Here is a 23484-nt window from a genome sequence, read left to right on the forward strand (position 1 = left end):
TAAAGAAAAAGGGGAGATTATAAGTGGAGATAGAGCGTATGGAAATAAAATCGATTATTTCAACAGAGGAAGAGTTACGGAAAATATTGGGGAAACCAAGTGAGCGAGCATTGAAAAAAGTTATTTCATCATTAGACCACCATTGTGTAGATTTCCTTTCTAAATCTCCTTTTCTAGTATTATCTACTGCAAATAAGTTGGGGGAGTGTGACGCCTCGCCGAGAGGAGACGCACCTGGATTTGTATACGTACTCAATAATAATAAAATTATCATTCCAGAAAGACCAGGAAATCGTCGTATAGACTCCATTTTGAATATTATTTCAAATCCACGTGTAGGACTAATCTTTTTTATTCCAGGTCTTGGGGAGACACTCAGAATAAATGGCCGAGCGTATATTACAAACGACGAAGAAATTTTGAAAGAAATGCAGGCGAATGGACGTAATCCGTTGCTTGGAATTGTTGTTGAAATAGAAGAGTGTTACATTCATTGTGCAAAAGCGTTTATTCGTTCTAAGATGTGGGATCCAGAATCTTGGTTACATAAAAAAGAGTTACCTTCAGCAGCAAAAATGTTGTTAGAGCATGCGAAAGTGAATGCTTCAGAAGAAGATGTTGCACGTTCTTTAGTAGAAAGTTATACAAAAAGATTGTATTGAAAATTTTATTGATATAATTTTGTAAGGTGAGTATGTACGGGTTTTAGAATGGGAATTTATCCCGCATTAACGGGCAGTAACATCCCTACCTCAAAATTCAGCGAAAGCAAAGAAGTTAGGTGGGGATCAACTGCCGGTAAAAGCCCGATTGGTGAAGGCTAATAATCAGTGGGGATGAACAAAATCCCCACTGATTAAAGTTTCACTTTATATATGAACCGTTGATTTATAAACTGGAGAAATGACAAAATAGGTAAATTGAGTGGCAGTTGCATAATGCTATTGTGAAATATAATAAAAAATTATTTTGAAAATAGTTAGTAAAAATAGGCTTGCTTTTTAAAAATTTGATAACTATAATAAATTAACAAATAGACATGAACGAAAAAGTAATGATAAGGACACGAAATCATTTTTACGGTTTACAGAGAGGGAAGCCAAGGGTGTGAGCTTCCTAACACGAGAAATGATTTTACCACCTTTGAACTTCAATAGTGAACGAGTAATCTAGTAATTATTGGCGGTATCAGCCGTTATCTGAACTTGAGCAATCTAGGAGGAAATACGTCTAGATTGGAACAAGGGTGGAACCACGAAAACACATTCGTCCCTTTCCTAGGGATGAGTGTGTTTTTTTATGGTATAAGAGATTGAAAATTTAAAATAATTAAAAATAGTATTGATTTTGTTTTTTATGCGAGTATAATGAGTTAACAAATAAACATGAACGAAAAAGTAACGATAAGGACACGAAATCATTTTTACGGTTTACAGAGAGGGAAGCCAAGGGTGTGAGCTTCCTAACACGAGAAATGATTTTACCACCTTTGAACTTCAATAGTGAACGAGTAATCTAGTAATTATTGGCGGTATCAGCCGTTATCTGAACTTGAGCAATCTAGGGAGAAATACGTCTAGATTGGAACAAGGGTGGAACCACGAAAACACATTCGTCCCTTTCCTAGGGATGGGTGTGTTTTTTTACTTTGAAAGGAGGTGCAGTAACATGGAACGATTTGTACGTACGGAAATAACCACCACCTGCATGATTAAAAAGCAGAGTAAGGTGATTGATAGAGATAAATAATAAAATTGTAGGAGGAGATTAGAAGATGAATAACGTTATAAATGTTGGGGTATTAGGTTTAGGTACGGTCGGAAGTGGTGTTGTCCATATTTTGAAAGAACATTATAAAAAAATCGCTCTTGATACAGGATACGAAGTGAAAGTGAAAACAGTCGTTGTACGTGATTTGGAAAAAGAACGCGATGTTTGTATTGACGGAATTGCAGTAACAAGTCATGCAGATGAAGTTCTAAATGATTCAAATATTGATATTGTAGTAGAGGTAATGGGCGGAATTGAAGAAGCAAAACAGCATATTGTTAAGGCTTTACGAAATAAAAAACATGTCGTAACAGCAAATAAAGATTTAATGGCTGTATATGGTGCAGAGCTTCTTCAACTGGCGAACGATAATGATTGTGATTTATGTTACGAAGCGAGTGTAGCGGGCGGTATTCCAGTGTTAAGAGGATTAACGGATGGGTTAGCTTCAGATCAAATTGAAAAAATAATGGGAATTGTAAATGGTACAACAAATTATATGTTAACAAAAATGAGTCAAAATGGATGGTCTTATGAAGAGGCTTTACAGGAAGCACAAAAATTAGGCTTTGCAGAATCGGATCCGACAGCAGATGTAGATGGACTAGATGCGGCGAGAAAAGTAGCAATTCTTGCAAACTTAGGTTTTTCGATGAATGTTTCATTAGATGATGTGCAAGTAAGAGGGATTCGAAAGGTCGAAAAAGAAGATTTACAAATGGCTGAAAAGTTAGGATTTACTATGAAGTTAATTGGTAAGGCTGAAAAACAAGGACCAGCCATTCATTTAAGTGTAGAACCGACGCTTTTACCGAGCCAGCATCCATTATCAAATGTGAATAATGAATTTAATGCGGTGTATGTTCATGGCCAAGCGGTAGGAGAAGTAATGTTTTATGGACCCGGAGCTGGGAAGTTACCGACTGGTTCTGCTGTAGTAAGTGATATTATTTCAATCGTTAAAAATATGAATCAAGTTCCGAAAAATAAAAGTGCGTTAAAAGAACCAGTTCCTTATGAATTACAAGGTGATGAAGAAGTAGTTTCGAAATATTTCTTACGTATTTCATTACGAGATGAGCCTGGGATGTTACAGAAAATAACAGAATGTTTTGTTAATTATTCTGTAAGTTTAAAAGAAGTTATTCAATTACCTTTAAACCGTGAACTGGCAGAAGTCGTGGTTGTGACACATCGAACTTCCAAGTATCAATTCGAACGAGTTTTAGAAGCGATAGAAGCTGTCGCAAGTGAAATAAACAGTTACTACATTATTGAGGAGGAAAAACAATATGTATAAAGGACTATTAAAACAGTATGCGTCTTATTTACCGGTGAATGAAAATACACCTGATGTCAGCTTAATGGAAGGAAACACACCACTTATTCCATTATTAAATATATCAAAACAATTAGGGATTCAGCTATATGGTAAGTACGAAGGAGCGAATCCGACAGGTTCTTTTAAAGATCGTGGCATGGTCATGGCAGTTGCTAAGGCGAAAGAAGAAGGTTCAGAAGCAATCATTTGTGCATCAACAGGTAATACATCAGCATCAGCTGCAGCATATGCGGCACGTCTTGGGATGAAATGCATTATCGTAATACCGGAAGGAAAGATTGCACATGGAAAATTAGCACAAGCAGTTGCCTATGGTGCTGAAATCATTTCAATAGAAGGGAATTTCGATGATGCACTTAAGGCTGTAAGAAATATTGCTGCAGAAGAGCCGATTACGTTAGTAAACTCAGTAAATCCTTATCGAATTGAAGGGCAAAAAACGGCAGCATTTGAAATTTGTGACCAATTGCAAAATGCACCAGATGTTCTAGCTATCCCTGTTGGGAACGCAGGAAATATTACAGCATATTGGAAAGGTTTCTGTGAATATGAGAAAGAAAAAGGTTATAAGAAGCCAAGAATTCATGGCTTTGAAGCGGAAGGAGCAGCTGCAATTGTAAAAGGGCATGTAATTGAAGAGCCTGAAACAATTGCAACAGCGATTCGAATCGGTAACCCGGCAAGTTGGTCATACGCAGTAGAGGCTGCTGAGCAGTCTCACGGTGAAATAGATATGGTATCAGATGAAGAAATTTTACATGCGTATAGGTTATTGGCAAAAACTGAAGGAGTTTTCGCTGAACCGGGATCAAATGCTTCATTAGCCGGCGTAATTAAACATGTTGAATCTGGAAAAATCAAAAAGGGAGAAACAGTTGTTGCAGTATTAACTGGAAATGGTTTGAAGGATCCTGATATCGCTATTTCTTCAAATCAACTAGACATCGCAAGTGTGTCAAATGATATAGAACAAATTAAAGATCATATTAAAGGGGTGATTATGTCGTGATACCATTTAGCGTTCGTGTCCCTGCTAGTACGGCGAATGTTGGTCCTGGATTTGATTCAGTTGGAATAGCTTTGTCATTGTATTTAGATGTGGTGGTTAAAGAAAAAGCTGATAAATGGCAAGTAATCCATTCCTTTGAAGAATCAATTCCGACAGACGATAAAAATTTAATCGTTAGCACGGCATGTAAAGTATGTCCTTCTATATCACCCCATATAATAGAAGTTACTAGTAATATCCCATTAACGAGAGGGCTAGGAAGTAGTGCATCAGCAATTGTAGCCGGGATAGAGCTTGCGAATCAACTAGGCAATTTGAACTTAACTGCTGATCAAAAAGTTCAAATTGCTACAAATTTTGAAGGACATCCTGATAATGTTGCTGCTTCTATATTAGGTGGAACTGTAATTGGAGCACTTGATGGAAAGGATGTTTCCGTCGTAAGAATTGAGAGCAAGGAATTGGGTGTAATTTCTCTCATTCCGAATGCAGAATTAAATACAGATGAAAGTCGATCTGTATTACCAAAGATGTTTCCGTTTCATGAGGCAGTTAAAGCTAGTGCGATAAGTAACGTATTAGTAGCTGCATTATGTCAAAAGCGGTGGGAAGTTGTAGGTGAAATGATGGAGAGAGACCATTTTCACGAACCATATCGTTTAGAACTCGTACCATTATTACCATCTATTCGTAAATGCGCAAAAGAATTTGGTGCGTACGGCACAGCACTTAGCGGTGCGGGGCCATCTATTTTTATATTAACGCCATATGAGAAACGTCAAGAAATCGCTGAGCAATTAGCGAGAGTATTTACAGATATGAAAGTATGTGAGCTTGAAATCGACCATAAAGGTATTATTGTAAATAAGGAAGAGCATATTGGAACGTAAAGAAAGCTGGCATGGCTAGCTTTCTTTACGTTGCAAACCTATTTTAAATTAGGTTTTTTCGGAAAAAATATAAAACAAATGTTGATTTTGAATAATGTAAGTAAAGAGTGCATTCATTTTGGAGGTGATTAAATGAATAAAGAGTCACCAGAAGAAAAAAGAGAGCGTATGAGACAAAGTGAATTAAAAAGTAATCCTACGGGTTCTTTACGTGACGGACTCAATAGGGCGGAAACGGGTAGTCCAGTTGATATAGCAGGCGGTATGAATTGGAAAGGTACAGGAATAATCATTTTAGTACTACTTTTAGGATACATTGTATACACTTATTTTTTCAGTTGAAGAATGCTTGTTAAAATTTTGATTTGTTTAGTTTCATAATTGTTGAGAAAAAATGCAGTTACTGTATTACATATCTTCTAAGCGAATTATAGTTGTTCATATCAACTTTTAATACTCCAAACAGAGCTAGCAAAATGCTAGCTCTATTATTTTTTGCCACATTCCTGTAACAAAGCATCTGTATATTCATTGGTGGAGGTGCAGAGGATGAAAAAAATGATAGCGATATGTCTTCTTACAACTATGTCGTTTTCGACTTTAGTCGGTTGTGACGTAAAAGGTAGTAATGCTGTACAAGAGTCTAAAATAAAGAAAGCGACGTATAAAGATTTTACTTATGATGTAAATCCAGAAACATTCACATTAACTGTAGAACATGAGGGGGTAAAGGAACAGGCATCACAACCCCTACCGAAAATGAAGGTATCGAATGTAAAAAAAGAAAAGGATCGTACATCGTGGGAATATCCAGATCAAAAAGTAAAAATAAAATTAGAAAAGAAAAAAGACCACTTAAACATTGAAGTGGAATCGACTGGTGCAGAAAGCTTTACATGGCCGAAAGTAGAAGCTGAAAATTATACACTTCCGTTATGGGAGGGTAAGCAAATTCCGAGCAATGATGAGAATTGGAAGAAGTTTTTAAAGGATGATGCATATTCATTTGCTGAATCATTTTCTATGAAGTTTTTCGCATTAAATGGTTCGAAATATTCAATTGTATATATTGCAACGAATATGTTTAATAATGAATTGAAATTTCATTCGGATCCGAAAATAGGATTTGATTTTACACATGAATTTCCGAGCATAAATAAAAATAAAACATATGGATTTCAATTATATGTGACAAATAATGATGCGGTAAGCATTGCTAAACTGTATAAGGATGATATTGTTCGAAAAGGTGAATTTAAAACATTACAAGAAAAGGCTAGAAAAAATAAAGAAATCGAAAAGTTATATGGAGCGGCGCATTTTTATTTTTGGAATCAAAATGGTTTATTAGAAAATAATATAAATTGGCCAAAACTAAGGGAGCAAATAAATAGCCCGCTGTTTAGTCATATAAAAGAACTTATTCAAAAGAATAGTTCCGAGCCTGGGGAACTGAATGTATTGGATCAAGTAAGTAAACAAGATTTCATTGATAAGTATCAAAAAAATGTTATTTTACGTTATATAAACGAAGTATTATCGATGAAGGAATTTTATAAAGAGGATATTTTTCAAAACGTTAATCAGGAAGCTAGTGTGCTATTAAAGAAAGGTGTAGGTCACTTAACGAATACAGAATTGTATAGCTTAAATAAGCATTTATTAAAGTCGCTACTTGGTGATGCGGTTGAAGAGGTAAGTAAATGGGGTAATGCAGATGGAACGGATATATTAAAGGAAATGAAAGAGGCAGGAATAGAAAAAGCGTGGATTGGTCTGCCGAACTGGGAACAAGGATTTATGCAACCTAATTTCGTGACAAAAGCTAAGGAAATGGGGTATTTAGTTGGTCCGTATGATTCGTATCATTCCATTCACGAAAAAAGTGATAAAAATTGGAACACAGCATCCTTTAATGACCCGTCATTATATGAAGAGGCTACTGTAACGAAGAAAAACGGAGAAAAGGTGCAAGGCTTTTTAGGAAGAGGTCGCAAGTTAAATCCGACTTTATCGCTGCCTAGTGTAAAGGAACGCATGAATGATATATTACAAAATGGTCCTAAATATAATTCATGGTTTATTGATTGTGATGCGACAGGTGAAATTTACGATGACTATTCAGCGAAACATATAACGACGCAAGAGCAAGATTTAAAAGCACGTTTAAAACGAATGGACTACATTGCGCAAGAAAAGGGTATGGTCGTTGGTTCTGAAGGCGGAAATGATTTTGCTAGTAGTACGATTGCATTTGCACATGGAATTGAAACACCTGTTATTAAATGGGACGATGAAGATATGCGGAAAAATAAAACAAGTCCGTATTATGTCGGTGGATATTGGTCACCAAATCAAAATGTGCCTGAAAAATATGCAAAACAAGTACCATTGAAAGAAGAATATAAACAAGTATATTTAAACCCAGTATATTCGGTACCATTATATAAATTAGTATACAATGATTCCGTTATTACAACGCATCATTGGGAATGGGGAAGTTTAAAGGTAAAAGATGAAGTTGGAAATCGAATGCTGTCTGAATTATTGTATAATGTTCCTCCGTTGTACCATTTAGATGAAGTAGAGTGGAATAAGCATAAAAAAGAAATTACAGAGCATCTAAAAGTTTGGAATGAAGTTCATGAAAAAGCAGTAAAAGAAGAGATGACGAATTTTGCGTATTTGTCAGAAGATAAGCTAGTACAATCTGTTTCTTATGGAAAAGATATTAAAATCATTGTGAACTTCTCAAATGAAGACATGGAAGTAGAAAAAACGAAAATAAAAGCAAAGTCGGCTTACATTGATAATCAGGGGAAGAAAAGCGTGTATACGCCGTTTGAGAAATAATAACGTCAAATATACTGTATTCATAGAGATTTTATAATTAGCTGGATTCTTTATTCATATCGTTTGTTAAGAAAAAGACATCCTAATTTAAAATGAAAGAGTTAATAAATTTGTAAATTCATATGTTGCGAAGTGCTAAATTTTTGAAATTGGTAAATAGTGACTTGCCAAAAATAAGTACGAGAGTATAATGTGAAATGGAATACGTATTGGGTTTAAGTAGTAACCTTACAAAATTGTAAGGTTAGTGAAAGGAAATTCAATATGAAGATAAATAGACTTACATTATACTTGGTAAAGAGAAAGAGAGGCGAATGGGTATGAGCTCTGAATTAGAACAAAATACGAGAAGTAATAAAAAGCGTTCTAAAAGAAAGTCAATAAAATGGTTCATATTAATTCCATTTTTCCTACTTATTTTTGGAGGAGTAGGATATGGTTCGTTTATATATAATAAAGCAAAAGCTGTTGTAAATGATGCGTATGCAAAAATTGATAAGTCATCAAAGCGTGATAAAGAAGTCGAACCTTTAAAGGATAATATTTCAATATTAATCATGGGTGTAGATGGAAGTGAAATGAGAAAAAGCCAATATGGCGAAGCAGTTCGAACAGATGCACTTTTATTAGCAACAATTAATAAAGATGATAAGTCTGTTAAGCTAGTAAGTATTCCACGTGATTCACGTGTTTACATTCCAACTAGAAAAAAATTAGATAAAATTACTCATGCTCACGTATTTGGTGGCGTAGAAAGCACACGCGATACGGTGGAAAGATTTTTGAATGTACCTGTTGATTATTATGTGAAGTTTAACTTTGAATCATTCGTACAAATTGTCGATTCAATTGGTGGTATTGATATTGATGTACCAGTTACTTTCACTGAACAAGATAGTAAAGACCAAGCTGGTATGATCCATTTAGAAAAAGGTTACCAACATTTAAATGGAGAACAAGCTCTTGCACTTGCAAGAACGCGTAAAATTGATAGTGACGCAATGCGTGGACAGAGACAGCAACTTGTAATAGAAGCAATTGCCAAAAAAGCGATGTCTGTTCAATCAATTAGCAAAATGGGCTCTTTACTAGATGCGGTTGATAAAAATATGAAAACGAACTTAACATTTGACGATATGCTTGCCATTACAAAAAATATGGCAGGATCTAATTTGGAAATGGAAAAATTGCAAATAGAAGGTACAGATAAACGTATCGGTGGTATTTATTATTACATTCCAAATGAAAAAAATGTAAAAGATATTTCAAAAAAATTAAATGATCATTTAGGTGTAACGCCAAAATCAGTCCGAAACGAATAATAAAAAAAGATTGGCTTTTGCCAATCTTTTTTTTTGGAATGTATTTGTAACTTTTCTGTAACGATTTTTTAGTTTAGAAAAATTATACTTATATGTATGAGTATAATGGATAGGTAAAAAAGTAAAAGGACATATTCAAAATTTGTGGTAAGGAAAGATATCATATGCAGAAATGGTTAAGCATGATGGGAATTATCTTTATATTGACTGGATGTAAAATGTCTGAAGCTCCAACAAGTCTAATGGAAGCTCCTACAAATGAAAAATGGATTAATGAATTAAAGGAACAAATTGATAAAGATTTACCTGTTAATTATCGCTTACTTACTCCAATGTCTAATAGAGATAAACAGACGACATGGTCAATGAATTTCGAACGAGATAATAAAAAAGAAGCTGTCATCGTATATAAAATACCTAATGAAGATTATCATATATATTTAGCCGTATATGAGAAGAAAAATAATGGATGGAATATGAAGTCAACCTATACATTTGATGGGGAAGAAGTAGATATTGTTGAGGTAGGAGATTTCACAGGGAGTGGAAAAAGAGAACTATTGATAGGAATAACTACCAATCGTGATTTATTAGAAAACACAATGTATGTTTTTTCCAATGAGAGTGACGATATAAAGGAATTTTATAGACAGAAGTATACAAAGTTATTTATAGATGATTTAAACAAAAATGGTTTTAAAGACATAAGCCTTGTTTCGTATATGAAAGATGAACAGTTGAAGGTTCAGTTCATTGAAAAGTTTAAGGTATTGTCAGAGGTTACATTTGATCCGTATATAAATAGTATTCAAAGAATACAAATGGGCCGTATTTCTAAATCATTAAAGGCAGTTGTAATCGATGCGGGAACAGGGGCTCATTCAGGTATAACTTATGTAGCAAAATTTGATCAGGATCATTATGAAGTATTACCTATAGGTGGGAAAGAAGATTTATTTAATGAATATGTTGTAGAAAGTAAAGATGTTAATGAAGACGGCATTATTGAATTTGTTCGTACTGTACGTCCAAAAGGTTGGGAGGATAAATCACATGGTGATAGTCCGCTTTTTGAACGTTACATACAGTGGAGTGAATCTGGAATTAAACCAATTGAAGAACGATATATAGATATAGAAAAAGGGTATTATGTGAAAATTCCTAAAGAGTTAATAGGGAAAATTACAATACCAGATCAGCAAAAAGAATCAAATTCTCAAAAGTTTTTGGATACAAGAACAAATAAAATATGGCTTGAAGTTCATATTTTTAAGCGGAAAGAATGGTTCAATATAAAAGGCTACAGCGCAGCAATTAAAACGGCTTCTCACGTATATGCAGTACCGAAGCAATCGGAATTTGAAAAAGTGAAAGCATATATAAAACCGCTAGCGGATTATCAACAAGAGTAGGAGGTGGGAATTATGTCAAAAATTTTAGTTTTAGAAGATGAATTAACGATCCGTAGCTTTATTGTTTTAAATTTAAAACGTGCTGGATTTTATGTAATAGAAGCTACTACTGGAGAAGAAGCGTTACAGATTTTGAGTGAACAAACTGTTGATATAGCACTGCTGGATGTAATGTTACCGGGGATTGATGGTTTAGAAGTTTGTAAGGCTATCAGGAAAGAAAATAAAAAAATGGGTATTATTATGTTAACCGCACGTGTACAAGATGAAGATAAGGTGCAAGGACTAGGAATAGGTGCAGATGATTATATTGCAAAACCGTTTAGTCCAGTAGTATTAACTGCACGTATACAGTCTTTATTAAGAAGAATAGAAGTACATGAAGAAAAAACGAATATTGTTACGTCAGGTCCATTTTCGTTAAATATTATAGAAGAAAGATTGTATAAAGATGGACAATTAGTCGATTTAACACCTACAGAGTATATGATATTACAGTATTTAATGAATCAGGCTTCAAAGCCAGTTTCGCGTGATGAAATTTTAAATATGATTTGGGGAACCAATTACGTAGGTGAGACGAAAGTAGTAGATGTAAATATGAGACGGTTACGTCAAAAGATAGAATGTAATCCATCAGAACCTGAATTTATTCTTACGGTGTGGGGAAAAGGATATGTGTGGAAGGAAAGCATAAGATGAAACGGAAAGTGACTTTATATTTTATGACGGTCATTACACTTATGCTTGTATTATTTGAAGTTGTATTTTCAGTCTCAATTTATCGATACTATTATAATGGTATTGTGCAATATATAGAGTCTCATGCAAAAACGAGTACACGTTTTTTTTCAGAATACAATTCACTATACTTTATTCGATTACAAGAATATAGTGGTGACATAATTAGTAGCTTTCAATTAGAAGGAACAGAATTACAGTTAATTGATCGTCATGGCTCGGTTATACAATCTTCAAGTGGTGAAAAGGTAGAAGGTAAAGTGAATATTCCGCAATCATTATTAGAAGGTGAAATGTATAACCAAGTTACTATGAAAGGTAATAAAAAACAACTAGAGGTGCTAAGTCCACTTATACATCAAGGACAAACTATTGGTGTTTTAAAATATACGACTGTTTTAACAAATGTAAATAAAAAGATTATTGAAATTATTACGTTTACTATTTCTGTAGGTATTGTTATTTCGGGAGTCGTCTTCTTAATTAGTAGACGTTTGGCAAATTCATTTGTTGAGCCAATTGAATCTATTATTCAGGCCTCTTCACAAATTGCAGAAGGCACATTAAAGCAAAAAATTAAAGAAGATTATCCTGGAGAATTAGGTGACTTGGCACATAGTTTAAATTATATGGCCTATAAAATAGATAAGGCTGAGCAGATGAAAAATGAATTCATTGCTTCTATTTCGCACGAAATACGAACGCCTTTAACAGGAATTAAAGGTTGGAGTGAGACGTTAAAAACAGTAGATCATTTAACAGAAGAAGAAATAAAGCAAGGTATGGGCATTATTTCAGGTGAGACAGATAGATTGATTCATTTAGTAGAAGAATTGCTAGATTTTTCAAGATTACAATCAAATCATTTTAATTTATATAAACAAAAGGTTCAATTGTACGATATACTAGAGGAGACGATTTGGCAATTAACTCCTAAATCGGAAGAGAAGGAAATTCAATTTATTACTACTATAGACCGAATTGAATTGATGGGAGATCGAAATAGGCTAAAGCAAGTTTTCTTGAATATTGTTCAAAATGCAATTAAGTATTCACATAAAAAAAGTACAATACACATTGAAGCGACTAAAATAGAAGGACAAGCAGTGATTAAGGTAAGAGACGAAGGGATTGGAATTGCTAAAGAACATTTACCATATATTGAGCAATCATTTTACCAAATTAATAATCATGCTGCAGGTGCAGGTATTGGTTTAGCTATCGTTAAAAAAATGGTAGAGCTTCATGGCGGTGCGTTTAGTGTTACAAGCAAAGAAGGAATAGGAACAACAATTTTGATAAAACTCCCATTATAATACAAATAAAATCTATTTATATAGTGAAATAAAAATAAATAGATGTATAATTATATTGGGCGATTTATATATAAGATTAATAGGGAGAGGAATTCGATAGAATGGAAAAAGCTTTAAAAATTAAACAAATAGTAGTCGTTTTAATAGCGATTGCCGCAGTAGCTATTGGGTATTACATGTTTCAATCAATTACTTCACCAGCAAAAGCTGTTGCGAAACAAGAAAATGTAGTGCAGCTTGCAAGTGAACAGCCGAAAGTTGAAATGAATAAAACGGCACCAAGTCGTTTTAATGGAAAAGAAAGAAAAGTTGCTTATCTTACATTTGACGATGGGCCAGGGAAATATACGGCCGAATTATTAAATACGCTAAAACAACATGATGCGAAGGCAACGTTCTTTTTAATTGGAGCAAATGTAAAAGAATTTCCTGATTTAGTGAAACGTGAAAATGCTGAGGGTCATTATGTAGGCATGCATAGTATGACACATAATTTCGCAAAGTTATATAAAAATGGCGAGTATGTAAATGAGATGAAAGAAGATCAAGGTTTAATCGCTAATATTATTGGGAAATCACCTAAATTAACACGTCCTCCGTATGGTTCGATGCCTGGATTGAATGAAGGTCTTCGAAATAAAGTGGTAGAAGGCGGATTTAAAGTATGGGATTGGACAATTGATTCATTAGATTGGAAATACAATAAAATGTCAGTTGATGCAGCTGCAGCACAAATTGCTCAAAACGTATTAACAAATGCAACAAAACCACAAGAAGTTATTTTAATGCATGATATTCACCCGCAATCAGTTGCTGCTGTGCCAGCAATTTTAAAGGGACTAAAAGAAAAAGGTTATGAGTTTGAAGCTTATCATGAAGAGAGTCACTTCCCAGTGAACTTTTGGCATGATAACCGTATGTAATGGAGGAATGAACGTTGAAGTATGGAAAAGTAGCAGTAGTTGGAGCATTATCAGTAGGACTTTTAACAGGTTGTTTCGGTGAAAAGCCAGAAGAAAATCTATATACAGCTTTTGAAACAGCAGCAACACAAGAAAAATCTTTAGTGGATGAAGCAAAAAAATTAGAGCAGTTAGAGAAACAAGGACAAGAATTATATGCTCAAATTTTGCAAGAAGGTAAAGATCATAATGAAGCAGTTGTGAAGAAAATAGAGCAAGCTACTGCAAATGTAGATGATCGTGAAAAAGTATTAAAAAGTGAGAAAGAAATGCTAGAAAAAGCACAGAAGGAAACGAAATCTGTTCAAAGTAATATAGAGAAGATTGAAGATAAGAAGTTACAAAAACAAGCAAAAGCAGTAGAAGAGTCGTATAAGAATCGTTATGATGCATTCCAAAAAATGAATGAAAATTACACGAAAGTGTTAGCGACTGAAAAAGAACTGTATGAAAAATTAAAAGTAAAAGAAACGAAATTAAAAGAAATCGGTGAAAGAGTTAAAACTGTTAATGAATTAAATGTGGAAACACAAAAGTCGAAAGAGCAGTTTAACAAATTTACAAAAGAGTATAATGACAGTAAATTAGCATTCTACAAAGGTGCAGAAATTAAGATTAAAGATCAGAAATAAAGAAGAATCTAAAGTGTAATAAAAAGCCGGAGAAACATCGTTATAAATGTTTTTTCGGTTTTTTACGTTAAATGAATAGAAAAGACTGGAATTGATATCATAAAAGAGTTATAGTGAGTTATTCTAAGGGAAACATTGTAAAGTAAGGAGAATGGAAATATGTCATATGAATTTTTACTCAAATTAGGTTTAGCACTCTTTTTAGGATTATTCATCGGGATAGATAGGCAGCTAAAGAATAAACCACTTGGTGTGAAAACAAGTATGGTTATTTCTGTAGCAAGTTGTTTAATTACGATGGTTTCAATTGAATCTGTGCATGTATATTCTGTTCCAGGACATACAAATATGGATCCGATGCGACTGGCTGCTCAAATTGTTAGTGGAATTGGTTTTCTTGGCGCAGGTGTCATTTTACGAAGAAGCAATGACGTTATTTCTGGATTAACAACAGCTTCTATGGTGTGGGCTGCTTCAGCTTTAGGAATCGCAATTGGTGCGGGATTTTATTTACAAGCGACAGTTGCTATGGTTTTAATTATTTTAGCGATTAATGTACTTCCGCAACTTGTGAAAATTGCAGGACCGTATTCATTAAGACAAAAGGATTTATCTATAAAAATTACTGTTAAAGAGCATCATGAGTTAGATGGTATATTTAAGCAAATTAAAAATTTAGGCATGCATGTGAAACGCGTGAAAATTAAAGATATAGATAGTGGAGCATTTCAGCAACTAGAGATGGTTATTTTAGCTCCAGAAGATTTATATACAACAGAGTTATATAGTTCCCTGAAAGAGATTGATCGAGTAGTTTCAGTTGAAGTGGAAAGTAGATAATTGTGATAAAAAAGAGTGAAGTGAATTCACTCTTTTTTATTTGGATTTTTAAGGAATGAAATTGATATAATGATGAGTAACAAGGGGGAGAAATGATGGGAATACATATTAGAAGAGCAATAAAGGATGATATACCAGGTATAGCAAAGGTGCATGTTGATAGTTGGAAAACAACTTATAAAGGTATATTTGCTGACGAAATTCTAGATAATATAGCATATGAGAAACGAGAAAAACAATGGGAAGATATTTTTCAAAAAGAAGGTAATCATCAATTTAGATTTGTAGCAGAGAATTTAAGTGGAGAAATAGTTGGATTCATCGATGGGGGAGTAGAAAGAACTGGCACATATAATTGTGATGGAGAATTATATGCAATCTACCTTTTACAAGAGTATCAAGGAATGAAAATAGGACAAAAGTTATTTCAAGCTTTATTATCGGATTGTATAAACAATAATATGCAATCACTTTTAGTTTGGATTGTTACGAATAATCCTTCTAAAAAGTTTTATGAAAAATTTAACCCTGAAAAAATTGATACGAAATTTTTAGAGAGAGTAAGGAGAGAAGAAACAGCGTATTGTTGGAGAGATTTGAATTTGTTACAAAAACAAACAGCTATATAGATTGATACATATAATAATATTATGTAAATATATCGTAGGGAAAGGTATACCTCATTTGGTGTACCTTTTTATTAATCCATCAAAAAATGGATTAATAAAAAATAGTAGGTAATTAGTTTGAAAGCAAGAATTTTTCTAGTGTACTTTTAACTAGATTAAAGAAAAGAAAGAAAAAAAGAAAAATTTAATTTCATAAAAAAATTCTGAAATATACTCTTGAATTGAATATTATTATCAATTAGAATCATAATTGATAACGATGTTCAATTATCAATTGTAATATGAAATTCTCATAGCGTTAATATAAAGAGGAGGACCAACATGCAGCATGCGAAACAAATCGCAGAACATGCAACATTACAAAGCTTTTTAAACTGTTATTTAAGAGAAACAGGGAGTGGAGAATGGATTACAGAGGATGAAAGAATGAAAAGTATCTTCAGTAATACGTTGAATAGAGATACAGTCCCCACATATTTATGTTGTCGGCTATCGGCACAGAACGTTACTTTGTATGGAGAAGTTATATATAAATCATCAACAGATCGCCATTTGTTTGGAGAACAATTTTATTATCAAATTGGAGATAGTAATTCTGTTATTACAGCAGATTACGTTACAGTTATTACGTTTTTAATAAAAGAGATGTCTATCAACTACGGAGAAGGAACGAATCCTGCGGAACTTATGCTTCGAGTTATCCGTAGTTGTCAAAATATTGAGGAATTTACAAAAGAGAGAATAGAAGATACATCCGCATTATACGGTTTCCATACAACTTTTATAGAAGCGGAGCAGTCTTTATTATTTGGGCATTTAACTCATCCTACACCAAAGAGTAGACAGGGGATATTGGATTGGAAAAGTGCAATGTATTCTCCAGAATTAAAAGGGGAATGTCAGCTTCATTATTTTCGGGCACATAAAAGTATAGTAAATGAAAAATCATTATTATCAGATTCTACAACAATGATTATAAAAAAAGAATTAAGTAATGATGAGATGGTTAGTAAGGAATTTATAGCGAAGTACTGTAAGGAAGATCAATATGCATTAATTCCAATTCATCCGCTTCAGGCAGAATGGCTCTTGCATCAAGCTTACGTACAAGATTGGATAGTTCAAGAATTGCTTGAGTATATTGGTCCTGTAGGTAAGTATTATATGGCAACATCCTCACTAAGGACGCTATATCATCCCGATTCGAAGTATATGCTTAAGTTTTCATTTCCGGTGAAAGTAACGAATTCAATGCGTATTAATAAACTGAAAGAACTTGAGAGTGGTCTTGAAGGGAAGGAAATGTTAAATACGGCTATTGGTGAAGTACGAGAAAGATTTCCAGGATTTGATTTTATTTGTGATCCAGCCTTTATTACATTAAATTATGGAACACAAGAATCTGGATTTGAAGTGATTATTCGCGAGAACCCTTTTTATAGTGAACATGCAAATGACGCAACATTAATTGCTGGACTAGTTCAAGACGCTATACCTGGAGAGCGTACGCGGTTATCGAATATTATTCATCGTCTAGCAGATTTAGAAAGTAAAAGCTGTGAAGAAGTAAGCTTAGAGTGGTTTAGACGATATATGAATATTTCTTTAAAGCCAATGGTATGGATGTATTTACAGTATGGTGTTGCATTAGAAGCTCATCAGCAAAATAGTGTTGTTCAGCTAAAAGATGGTTATCCGGTCAAATATTATTTCCGTGATAATCAAGGATTTTATTTCTGTAATTCAATGAAAGAGATGCTTAATAATGAATTAGCTGGTATTGGAGAACGTACTGGAAATTTATATGACGACTATATTGTGGATGAGAGATTTCGTTACTACTTAATTTTCAATCATATGTTTGGCCTCATTAATGGTTTTGGCACAGCAGGATTAATTAAGGAGGAAATTCTTCTCTCGGAATTAAGGTCTGTACTTGAATCATTCCTTCCATATAACCGGGAACCTTCTACATTTTTAAGAGAATTATTGGACGAAGATAAGTTAGCATGTAAAGCAAATTTACTAACGAGATTTTTCGATGTCGATGAGTTAAGTAATCCATTAGAGCAAGCAATTTATGTGCAAGTACATAATCCACTCGTTAGAGAAGTGGCTGTTCGTTCATAAATAGAGTTAAAATTTCACGTAATACAAATAATGGTATTTTGTCATAAGGTGGAGGGTTTTATGAGAGTGGACATGTATCATACGAAAGTATTGAAGGCGCTCGAATCAGAAGATTACATTTCAGTACGAAGAAGAGTGCTACGTCAATTAGTAGAATCGTTAATTTATGAGGGGATTATTACACCGGTTCGCATAGAAAAAGAAGAACAAATTCTTTTTATAATACAAGGACATGATGAAGAAGACAAAAGTGTCACGTACAAATGCTATGGCAGGGAACGGATGACATTTGGACGTATTTCGTTAGACTCATTAATAGTAAGAGTCCAAGATGAACAGCAAGAAATACAATCTGTCTCGCAATTTCTAGAAGAAGTTTTTCGGGTTACTAGTGTAGAACAAGCTAAATTAGATTCTTTTATGCACGAATTAGAACAAACAATATTTAAAGACACGATTGCACAATATGAAAGAAATAATAAGAGAGAATACACTCAAAAATCTTACGATGAGTTTGAAAGTCAATTAATAGACGGCCATCCATATCACCCTAGTTATAAAGCACGTGTTGGATTTCAATATCGTGACAATTTTCAATATGGTTATGAATTTATGCAGCCAATAAAACTCATATGGATTGCAGCGCATAAGAATTATGCGGCTGTAGGTTATGAGAATGAAGTGATGTATAACAACCTTTTAAAAGAGGAGATTGGCGATCGTAAATTAGAAGAGTTTATGGAACGAATTCGTAATAAGGGATGTAATCCAAAACAGTACGTGTTTATACCTGTTCACCCATGGCAGTGGGAGAATTTCATCATTTCAAATTATGCGGATCATATACAGGGTAAATTTATTATTTATTTAGGAACATCAGAGGACGATTATTGCGCGCAACAGTCAATGAGAACGTTAAGAAATATTACTAGTCCAAAGAAACCGTACGTTAAATTATCGATGAATTTACTCAACACTTCAACACTTCGTACGCTGAAACCATACTCTGTTGTGAGTGCACCAGTAATATCAAATTGGTTAAATGATGTTGTAAGTAATGACGCCTATTTAATGGATGAAGCACGTTTAATCTTGTTAAGTGAGTTTTCAAGTGTAACGTATGACACGAATAAGAAAGCTATATATGGTTCATTAGGATGTATTTGGCGCGAAAGCGTTCATAAGTATTTAGATGCACAAGAGGATGCAATTCCTTTTAATGGTTTATACGCTAAAGAGAAAGATGGTACACCAATTATTGATGCGTGGTTGAATAAATATGGAATGAAGGATTGGCTACAATTACTTATTCAAAAAGCGATAATACCAGTTATACATCTTGTTGTAGAGCATGGCATCGCACTGGAATCACATGGACAAAATATGATTCTAGTTCATAAAGAAGGGGTGCCTGTTCGTATTGCGTTAAAGGATTTTCATGAAGGGCTTGAGTTTTATCGTCCATATTTGAAAGAAGTTGACAAATGTCCCGACTTTACTAAAATGCATAAAACATATGCGAATGGAAAAATGAATGATTTCTTTGAAATGGATGGCATTGAATGTTTGCAAGAGATGGTGTTAGATGCACTATTCCTGTTTAATTTAGGAGAATTAGCATTCGTACTTGCGGATGAATATGGATTGAAAGAAGAACATTTTTGGATGATGGTTGTTGAAGAAATTGAAAATCATTTAAGAATATATCCACATTTGAAAGGTAGATTTGAAAATATTCAATTATATGCACCTACATTCTATGCTGAACAATTAACGAAACGTCGATTATATATGGATGTGGAATCGCTTGTTCATGAAGTTCCAAATCCATTGTATAGAGTAAGACAACTTATGAAACAAAAATCAGCTGTTACAGGGGGAAATTATGCTAATCATTAATAAACAAGAGTATAGCAAAAGTGATTTTGAATTGAGATTACAAGTTTATGAGGAAATGGAACAATTTCAAGAAGCAGAAGGAAATAGATTTGCACTTTGTCTGAAAGATCCATTCGATATTATTACGCTTGTGTTTTTCTTAAAAGAAAAGAAATCATCAGTATTACTTATACATGAAGATACGCCAAACGAAACGGCTATTGAAATGGCAAAGCGTGCAAATTGTGTAGGAGTTTTATATGGAGAATATGGCGATTTTACAAAATTAGAAGTAGAGAACTTTTTACTAGAAGAGCCTTCTTTATTGCAATATAGTTCGGGAACTACGGGAGAACCGAAACTGATTCGTAGAGCATGGACGGAAGTTGATACAGAAATTACTGCCTATAATGAAGCTTTAAACTGTGAAGTAGATGAAGTGCCAATCGTTATGGCTCCTGTTTCACATTCATACGGACTAATATGTGGTACGTTATCAGCAATTACGAGGGGGAGCAAGCCTGTAATCATTACGAACAAAAATCCTAAATTCGCATTAAATATAGTTCGCAATACAGAAAAACATATTATATATGCAGTACCACTTATGTTACACATTATGGGGAGTTTTCCATTAGGAACGTTCCAGTTTCATAAAATTATGACATCAGGATCGCCTTTGCCAGAAGCACTATTTTATAAACTAAAAAAAATGACAACATATATGATGCAGCAATACGGTTGTTCTGAAGCAGGTTGTATTAGTATATGTCATGATATGAAGAGCCATTTAGATTTAGGAAACCCTCTACCTCATGCGAGTATAAGCATAGGTTCAGATGAAAATGCACCGGAAGAAATCGTCGTGAAAATGAATGATAAGGAAATTTTCACGAAAGATTTAGGTTATAAATCTGAGCGTGGCATTCATTTTATGGGGCGTATGGACGATGTAATTAATGTTTCAGGATTAAAAGTCTTTCCTATAGAGGTAGAAGAAACGATGCTTCGATTGGAAGGTGTTCAAGAGGCAATTGTATATCGTGGGAAACATCCTGTGATGGGCGAAATAGTTAAAGCGAAAGTGATCTCTCATGTTGATCCAGTACAAATAAGAGAATGGTGTATTCGGCACTTACCTTCTTATAAAGTTCCGCATGAAATTGAAAGTGTAAATGAAATTCCTAAAAATAAAACTGGAAAAGTAAGTAGAAAGTTACTAGAGATGGGAGAGGTTACAACATGAGACGGGAAGCGTTAAAGAATGCCGTATTAAAAATTATGATAGAAAAAATGGAACTGAAAAATGTAACGCATTTAGAAGAAACGATGCGCTTAAATCAAGATTTATATATAGATTCGGTAATGATGTTACAGCTTATTGTATACATAGAAATGGATGTAAAGTTATGCGTTCCAGAGAATGAGGTAGATCCAAAGGCATTTCTTACTGTAGGATCTTTGCTTGATTTTATGGAGGAGTTACAGCCGTTACAGGAAGTAAATGTGAATAACTAACCTTTAGGAAAGTGGATGAGAGTATGACTTCAATTAAAGTGCACTGTTTAGTGAGTTGTTTTTGTGAAATTATAAAAAGGCGTAGCGACATTGATTTTCGTCCATTTTATTTTGGACTATGGGATGGAGATTTTGATATAACAGAAGGCGGAATTATTTCATATCACTCTGAAAACATTAACCATGATCATTATTTACTTTGGTTTGAAAAATTGTACGGTATTAAAGTAAACGAATGGTATGATCATGCAAAAGATAAAGATAGCAATGTAGAAACGTTTTTAGAATTAGTAGAAAACAAGCCGGAAAATCGTTATGTCATTGTAATGGTTGATATGTCTCTATTACCAGAGAGGGAAAATAAATTTCATCAAAAACCGTTTCCACATTATTTAATGATATCAAAAACAGAGAAAGAAGAAGAGTGGTTCATGCTAGATCCTGATTTTCGTTGGGAAGGAAATATGGAAAGAGAAAAAGTACTTCACTCTATTCAAGATAACCCATTTGGTGGAGGTTATTTCATTGATATAGAAGGAATTGGGGAGCCAACGCAAGAAACAGTAGCTAATTATTTCACAGAAACATTCAAAAAGAACGACAATGAACTGACTATGGAACTGAAAAATTTAATTGTAAAAATGGCAAATGAGGAAGAAGGATATGCGCTTTCTGGACTTGTAGCAGCAGTAAAACAAATACCAGTACTTGCAATTCGTAAATATAGTTATGAGCATGCCTTTGCATACTTCCGTGAAACGTTGCAATATTCGGAGCAAGAATTTGATTATTGGTGTGATCGGGTAGAGGATATTGTACAAGGATTTACAAATGTACAGTATCGTGCAATTAAAATGGCAATGACGAATAATAAAGGTATGCTAGTATCGATTATTGAAAAACTGGATGAAATGAATGCAATTGAACTGCAAATTAAGAAGGAATTAGAGAGACAGTTTCTATCATGGAAAGGTATGAAAACAAATCAATCTGTCGCAACTCTTTAATAAGCTAACTGAATTTAAGATAGGGGAGTTTAATACTATGAAATATTCGCTATGTACCATTTCATTTCGTCATCAATTAATTTCATTTACTGATATTGTTCAATTTGCATATGAAAACGGTTTTGAAGGAATTGAATTATGGGGGACGCATGCACAAAATTTGTACATGCAAGAACGTGAAACGACAGAACGAGAATTGAATTTTCTAAAGGATAAAAACTTAGAAATTACGATGATAAGTGATTACTTAGATATATCATTATCAGCAGATTTTGAAAAAACGATAGAGAAAAGTGAACAACTTGTAGTACTAGCTAATTGGTTTAATACGAATAAAATTCGCACGTTTGCTGGGCAAAAAGGGAGCAATGACTTCTCGGAACAAGAGAGAAAAGAGTATGTGAAGCGAATACGTAAGATTTGTGATGTGTTTGCTCAGCACAATATGTATGTGCTGTTAGAAACACATCCCAATACACTAACGGACACATTGCCTTCTACTATAGAACTATTAGAAGAAGTAAATCATCCGAATTTAAAAATAAATCTTGATTTTCTTCATATATGGGAGTCTGGCGCAGATCCAATAGACAGTTTCCAGCGATTAAAGCCGTGGACACTACATTACCATTTTAAGAATATATCTTCAGCGGATTATTTGCATGTGTTTGAACCTAATAATGTATATGCTGCAGCAGGAAGTCGTATTGGTATGGTTCCGTTATTTGAAGGTATTGTAAATTATGATGAGATTATTCAGGAAGTGAGAGGTACGGATCTTTTTGCTTCCTTAGAATGGTTTGGACATAATTCAAAAGAGATATTAAAAGAAGAAATGAAAGTATTAATAAATAGAAAATTAGAAGTAGTAACTTCGTAATGTGAAATGATGTTAGAGTCTCGTTTTAGAGGCTCTTTTTTTATGGTAAGAAATAACCAAAAATTTCCATGTATTTTAATTTGAATTTAACACAATTTATATATAAATAAGGAGGTGATTGGTAATGGCTAGAAATCGTAATTCTAATCAATTAGCATCACATGGAGCACAAGCAGCTTTAGATCAAATGAAGTATGAAATTGCACAAGAGTTCGGTGTACAACTTGGAGCTGATACTTCTTCACGTGCAAACGGTTCTGTAGGTGGTGAAATCACAAAACGCCTAGTAGCGATGGCAGAACAACAGCTTGGTGGCGGATATACTCGCTAAATGTAGAAGGTTATAGGAGAAA

21 protein-coding genes and 2 other annotated features are annotated in these 23484 nt (G+C 33.8%); all 21 genes read left to right on the forward strand.

Annotated elements, in window-relative coordinates; genetic code table 11:
* Positions 1–23 precede the first annotated feature (23 nt).
* A complete protein-coding gene (locus tag MR143_RS02775) occupies positions 24–662 on the forward strand; it encodes a pyridoxamine 5'-phosphate oxidase family protein (RefSeq protein WP_242280610.1) in 639 nt (212 codons plus the stop codon).
* A 383-nt stretch (positions 663–1045) separates the two neighbouring features.
* Positions 1046–1277: a binding site (T-box leader), on the forward strand.
* Between the two features lie 114 nt (positions 1278–1391).
* Positions 1392–1623 (forward strand) — a binding site (T-box leader).
* A gap of 151 nt (positions 1624–1774) precedes the next feature.
* Complete coding sequence (locus MR143_RS02780; RefSeq protein ID WP_001066901.1) at positions 1775–3070, forward strand: homoserine dehydrogenase; 1296 nt, start codon at positions 1775–1777, stop codon at positions 3068–3070.
* Positions 3063–4121 carry a threonine synthase gene (gene thrC / locus MR143_RS02785; protein WP_000276435.1) on the forward strand — a complete coding sequence of 353 codons (1059 nt, stop codon included), beginning with the start codon at positions 3063–3065 and terminating at the stop codon, positions 4119–4121. The genes MR143_RS02780 and thrC overlap by 8 nt, the downstream gene beginning before the upstream one ends.
* Positions 4118–5011: a homoserine kinase gene (gene thrB / locus MR143_RS02790; RefSeq protein WP_000612100.1), complete on the forward strand. Its 894-nt coding sequence runs from the start codon at positions 4118–4120 to the stop codon at positions 5009–5011. Before thrC ends, thrB begins: the two co-directional genes overlap by 4 nt.
* Positions 5012–5143: 132 nt before the next feature.
* Positions 5144–5353, forward strand: coding sequence for a DUF6366 family protein (locus tag MR143_RS02795; protein ID WP_001031483.1), 210 nt, complete (start codon positions 5144–5146; stop codon positions 5351–5353).
* A 207-nt stretch (positions 5354–5560) separates the two neighbouring features.
* Positions 5561–7864, forward strand: coding sequence for a glycoside hydrolase (locus MR143_RS02800; RefSeq protein WP_000738156.1), 2304 nt, complete (start codon positions 5561–5563; stop codon positions 7862–7864).
* Between the two features lie 320 nt (positions 7865–8184).
* Positions 8185–9186 carry an LCP family protein gene (locus MR143_RS02805; RefSeq protein ID WP_002163948.1) on the forward strand — a complete coding sequence of 334 codons (1002 nt, stop codon included), beginning with the start codon at positions 8185–8187 and terminating at the stop codon, positions 9184–9186.
* Between the two features lie 164 nt (positions 9187–9350).
* Entirely contained in the window at positions 9351–10598 is a 1248-nt protein-coding gene (locus MR143_RS02810; RefSeq protein WP_001174877.1) for a hypothetical protein, read from the forward strand.
* Between the two features lie 12 nt (positions 10599–10610).
* Entirely contained in the window at positions 10611–11300 is a 690-nt protein-coding gene (locus MR143_RS02815; protein WP_000036070.1) for a response regulator transcription factor, read from the forward strand.
* A complete protein-coding gene (locus MR143_RS02820) occupies positions 11297–12655 on the forward strand; it encodes a sensor histidine kinase (protein ID WP_002181652.1) in 1359 nt (452 codons plus the stop codon). The genes MR143_RS02815 and MR143_RS02820 overlap by 4 nt, the downstream gene beginning before the upstream one ends.
* Before the next feature lie 101 nt (positions 12656–12756).
* Positions 12757–13578 carry a peptidoglycan-N-acetylglucosamine deacetylase gene (locus tag MR143_RS02825; RefSeq protein WP_000409483.1) on the forward strand — a complete coding sequence of 274 codons (822 nt, stop codon included), beginning with the start codon at positions 12757–12759 and terminating at the stop codon, positions 13576–13578.
* Positions 13579–13592: 14 nt separating this feature from the next.
* The gene (locus MR143_RS02830) at positions 13593–14249 is read left to right on the forward strand and encodes a YkyA family protein (protein ID WP_000873567.1); all 657 of its coding nucleotides are present in this window, start codon (positions 13593–13595) and stop codon (positions 14247–14249) included.
* A 159-nt stretch (positions 14250–14408) separates the two neighbouring features.
* Complete coding sequence (locus MR143_RS02835) at positions 14409–15089, forward strand: MgtC/SapB family protein (RefSeq protein WP_000119510.1); 681 nt, start codon at positions 14409–14411, stop codon at positions 15087–15089.
* Between the two features lie 92 nt (positions 15090–15181).
* Positions 15182–15718 carry a GNAT family N-acetyltransferase gene (locus MR143_RS02840; protein ID WP_003300898.1) on the forward strand — a complete coding sequence of 179 codons (537 nt, stop codon included), beginning with the start codon at positions 15182–15184 and terminating at the stop codon, positions 15716–15718.
* A gap of 321 nt (positions 15719–16039) precedes the next feature.
* Positions 16040–17848, forward strand: coding sequence for an IucA/IucC family protein (locus tag MR143_RS02845; RefSeq protein ID WP_001163355.1), 1809 nt, complete (start codon positions 16040–16042; stop codon positions 17846–17848).
* A gap of 60 nt (positions 17849–17908) precedes the next feature.
* Entirely contained in the window at positions 17909–19747 is a 1839-nt protein-coding gene (locus MR143_RS02850; RefSeq protein ID WP_001261815.1) for an IucA/IucC family protein, read from the forward strand.
* Entirely contained in the window at positions 19734–20972 is a 1239-nt protein-coding gene (locus MR143_RS02855) for an AMP-binding protein (protein WP_000905504.1), read from the forward strand. Before MR143_RS02850 ends, MR143_RS02855 begins: the two co-directional genes overlap by 14 nt.
* Positions 20969–21244 (forward strand): petrobactin biosynthesis protein AsbD, encoded by a 276-nt coding sequence (gene asbD / locus MR143_RS02860; protein ID WP_242280611.1) that lies wholly within the window; start codon positions 20969–20971, stop codon positions 21242–21244. The genes MR143_RS02855 and asbD overlap by 4 nt, the downstream gene beginning before the upstream one ends.
* A 23-nt stretch (positions 21245–21267) precedes the next feature.
* A complete protein-coding gene (locus MR143_RS02865; RefSeq protein ID WP_000200703.1) occupies positions 21268–22251 on the forward strand; it encodes a DUF6005 family protein in 984 nt (327 codons plus the stop codon).
* 37 nt (positions 22252–22288) lie between these two features.
* Positions 22289–23131, forward strand: a complete 843-nt coding sequence (locus MR143_RS02870) for a sugar phosphate isomerase/epimerase family protein (protein ID WP_000877688.1) — start codon at positions 22289–22291, stop codon at positions 23129–23131.
* Positions 23132–23255: 124 nt separating this feature from the next.
* Positions 23256–23462: an alpha/beta-type small acid-soluble spore protein gene (locus MR143_RS02875; RefSeq protein ID WP_000113545.1), complete on the forward strand. Its 207-nt coding sequence runs from the start codon at positions 23256–23258 to the stop codon at positions 23460–23462.
* Positions 23463–23484 lie beyond the last annotated feature (22 nt).

It is taken from the genome of Bacillus cereus group sp. BfR-BA-01347 (genome assembly GCF_022663835.1).
Classification (GTDB): domain Bacteria; phylum Bacillota; class Bacilli; order Bacillales; family Bacillaceae_G; genus Bacillus_A; species Bacillus_A thuringiensis_K.

Bases quoted from the DNA above. Each gene is read 5' to 3' on its own strand.
- MR143_RS02805 (WP_002163948.1), top strand. From the start codon at position 8,185: ATGAGCTCTGAATTAGAACAAAATACGAGAAGTAATAAAAAGCGTTCT.
- MR143_RS02820 (WP_002181652.1), top strand. From the start codon at position 11,297: ATGAAACGGAAAGTGACTTTATATTTTATGACGGTCATTACACTTATG.
- MR143_RS02870 (WP_000877688.1), top strand. From the start codon at position 22,289: ATGAAATATTCGCTATGTACCATTTCATTTCGTCATCAATTAATTTCA.
- MR143_RS02855 (WP_000905504.1), top strand. From the start codon at position 19,734: ATGCTAATCATTAATAAACAAGAGTATAGCAAAAGTGATTTTGAATTG.
- MR143_RS02825 (WP_000409483.1), top strand. From the start codon at position 12,757: ATGGAAAAAGCTTTAAAAATTAAACAAATAGTAGTCGTTTTAATAGCG.
- MR143_RS02850 (WP_001261815.1), top strand. From the start codon at position 17,909: ATGAGAGTGGACATGTATCATACGAAAGTATTGAAGGCGCTCGAATCA.
- MR143_RS02845 (WP_001163355.1), top strand. From the start codon at position 16,040: ATGCAGCATGCGAAACAAATCGCAGAACATGCAACATTACAAAGCTTT.
- MR143_RS02840 (WP_003300898.1), top strand. From the start codon at position 15,182: ATGATGGGAATACATATTAGAAGAGCAATAAAGGATGATATACCAGGT.
- MR143_RS02795 (WP_001031483.1), top strand. From the start codon at position 5,144: ATGAATAAAGAGTCACCAGAAGAAAAAAGAGAGCGTATGAGACAAAGT.
- MR143_RS02780 (WP_001066901.1), top strand. From the start codon at position 1,775: ATGAATAACGTTATAAATGTTGGGGTATTAGGTTTAGGTACGGTCGGA.
- MR143_RS02865 (WP_000200703.1), top strand. From the start codon at position 21,268: ATGACTTCAATTAAAGTGCACTGTTTAGTGAGTTGTTTTTGTGAAATT.
- thrC (WP_000276435.1), top strand. From the start codon at position 3,063: ATGTATAAAGGACTATTAAAACAGTATGCGTCTTATTTACCGGTGAAT.
- MR143_RS02810 (WP_001174877.1), top strand. From the start codon at position 9,351: ATGCAGAAATGGTTAAGCATGATGGGAATTATCTTTATATTGACTGGA.
- MR143_RS02800 (WP_000738156.1), top strand. From the start codon at position 5,561: ATGAAAAAAATGATAGCGATATGTCTTCTTACAACTATGTCGTTTTCG.
- MR143_RS02835 (WP_000119510.1), top strand. From the start codon at position 14,409: ATGTCATATGAATTTTTACTCAAATTAGGTTTAGCACTCTTTTTAGGA.
- asbD (WP_242280611.1), top strand. From the start codon at position 20,969: ATGAGACGGGAAGCGTTAAAGAATGCCGTATTAAAAATTATGATAGAA.
- MR143_RS02815 (WP_000036070.1), top strand. From the start codon at position 10,611: ATGTCAAAAATTTTAGTTTTAGAAGATGAATTAACGATCCGTAGCTTT.
- MR143_RS02875 (WP_000113545.1), top strand. From the start codon at position 23,256: ATGGCTAGAAATCGTAATTCTAATCAATTAGCATCACATGGAGCACAA.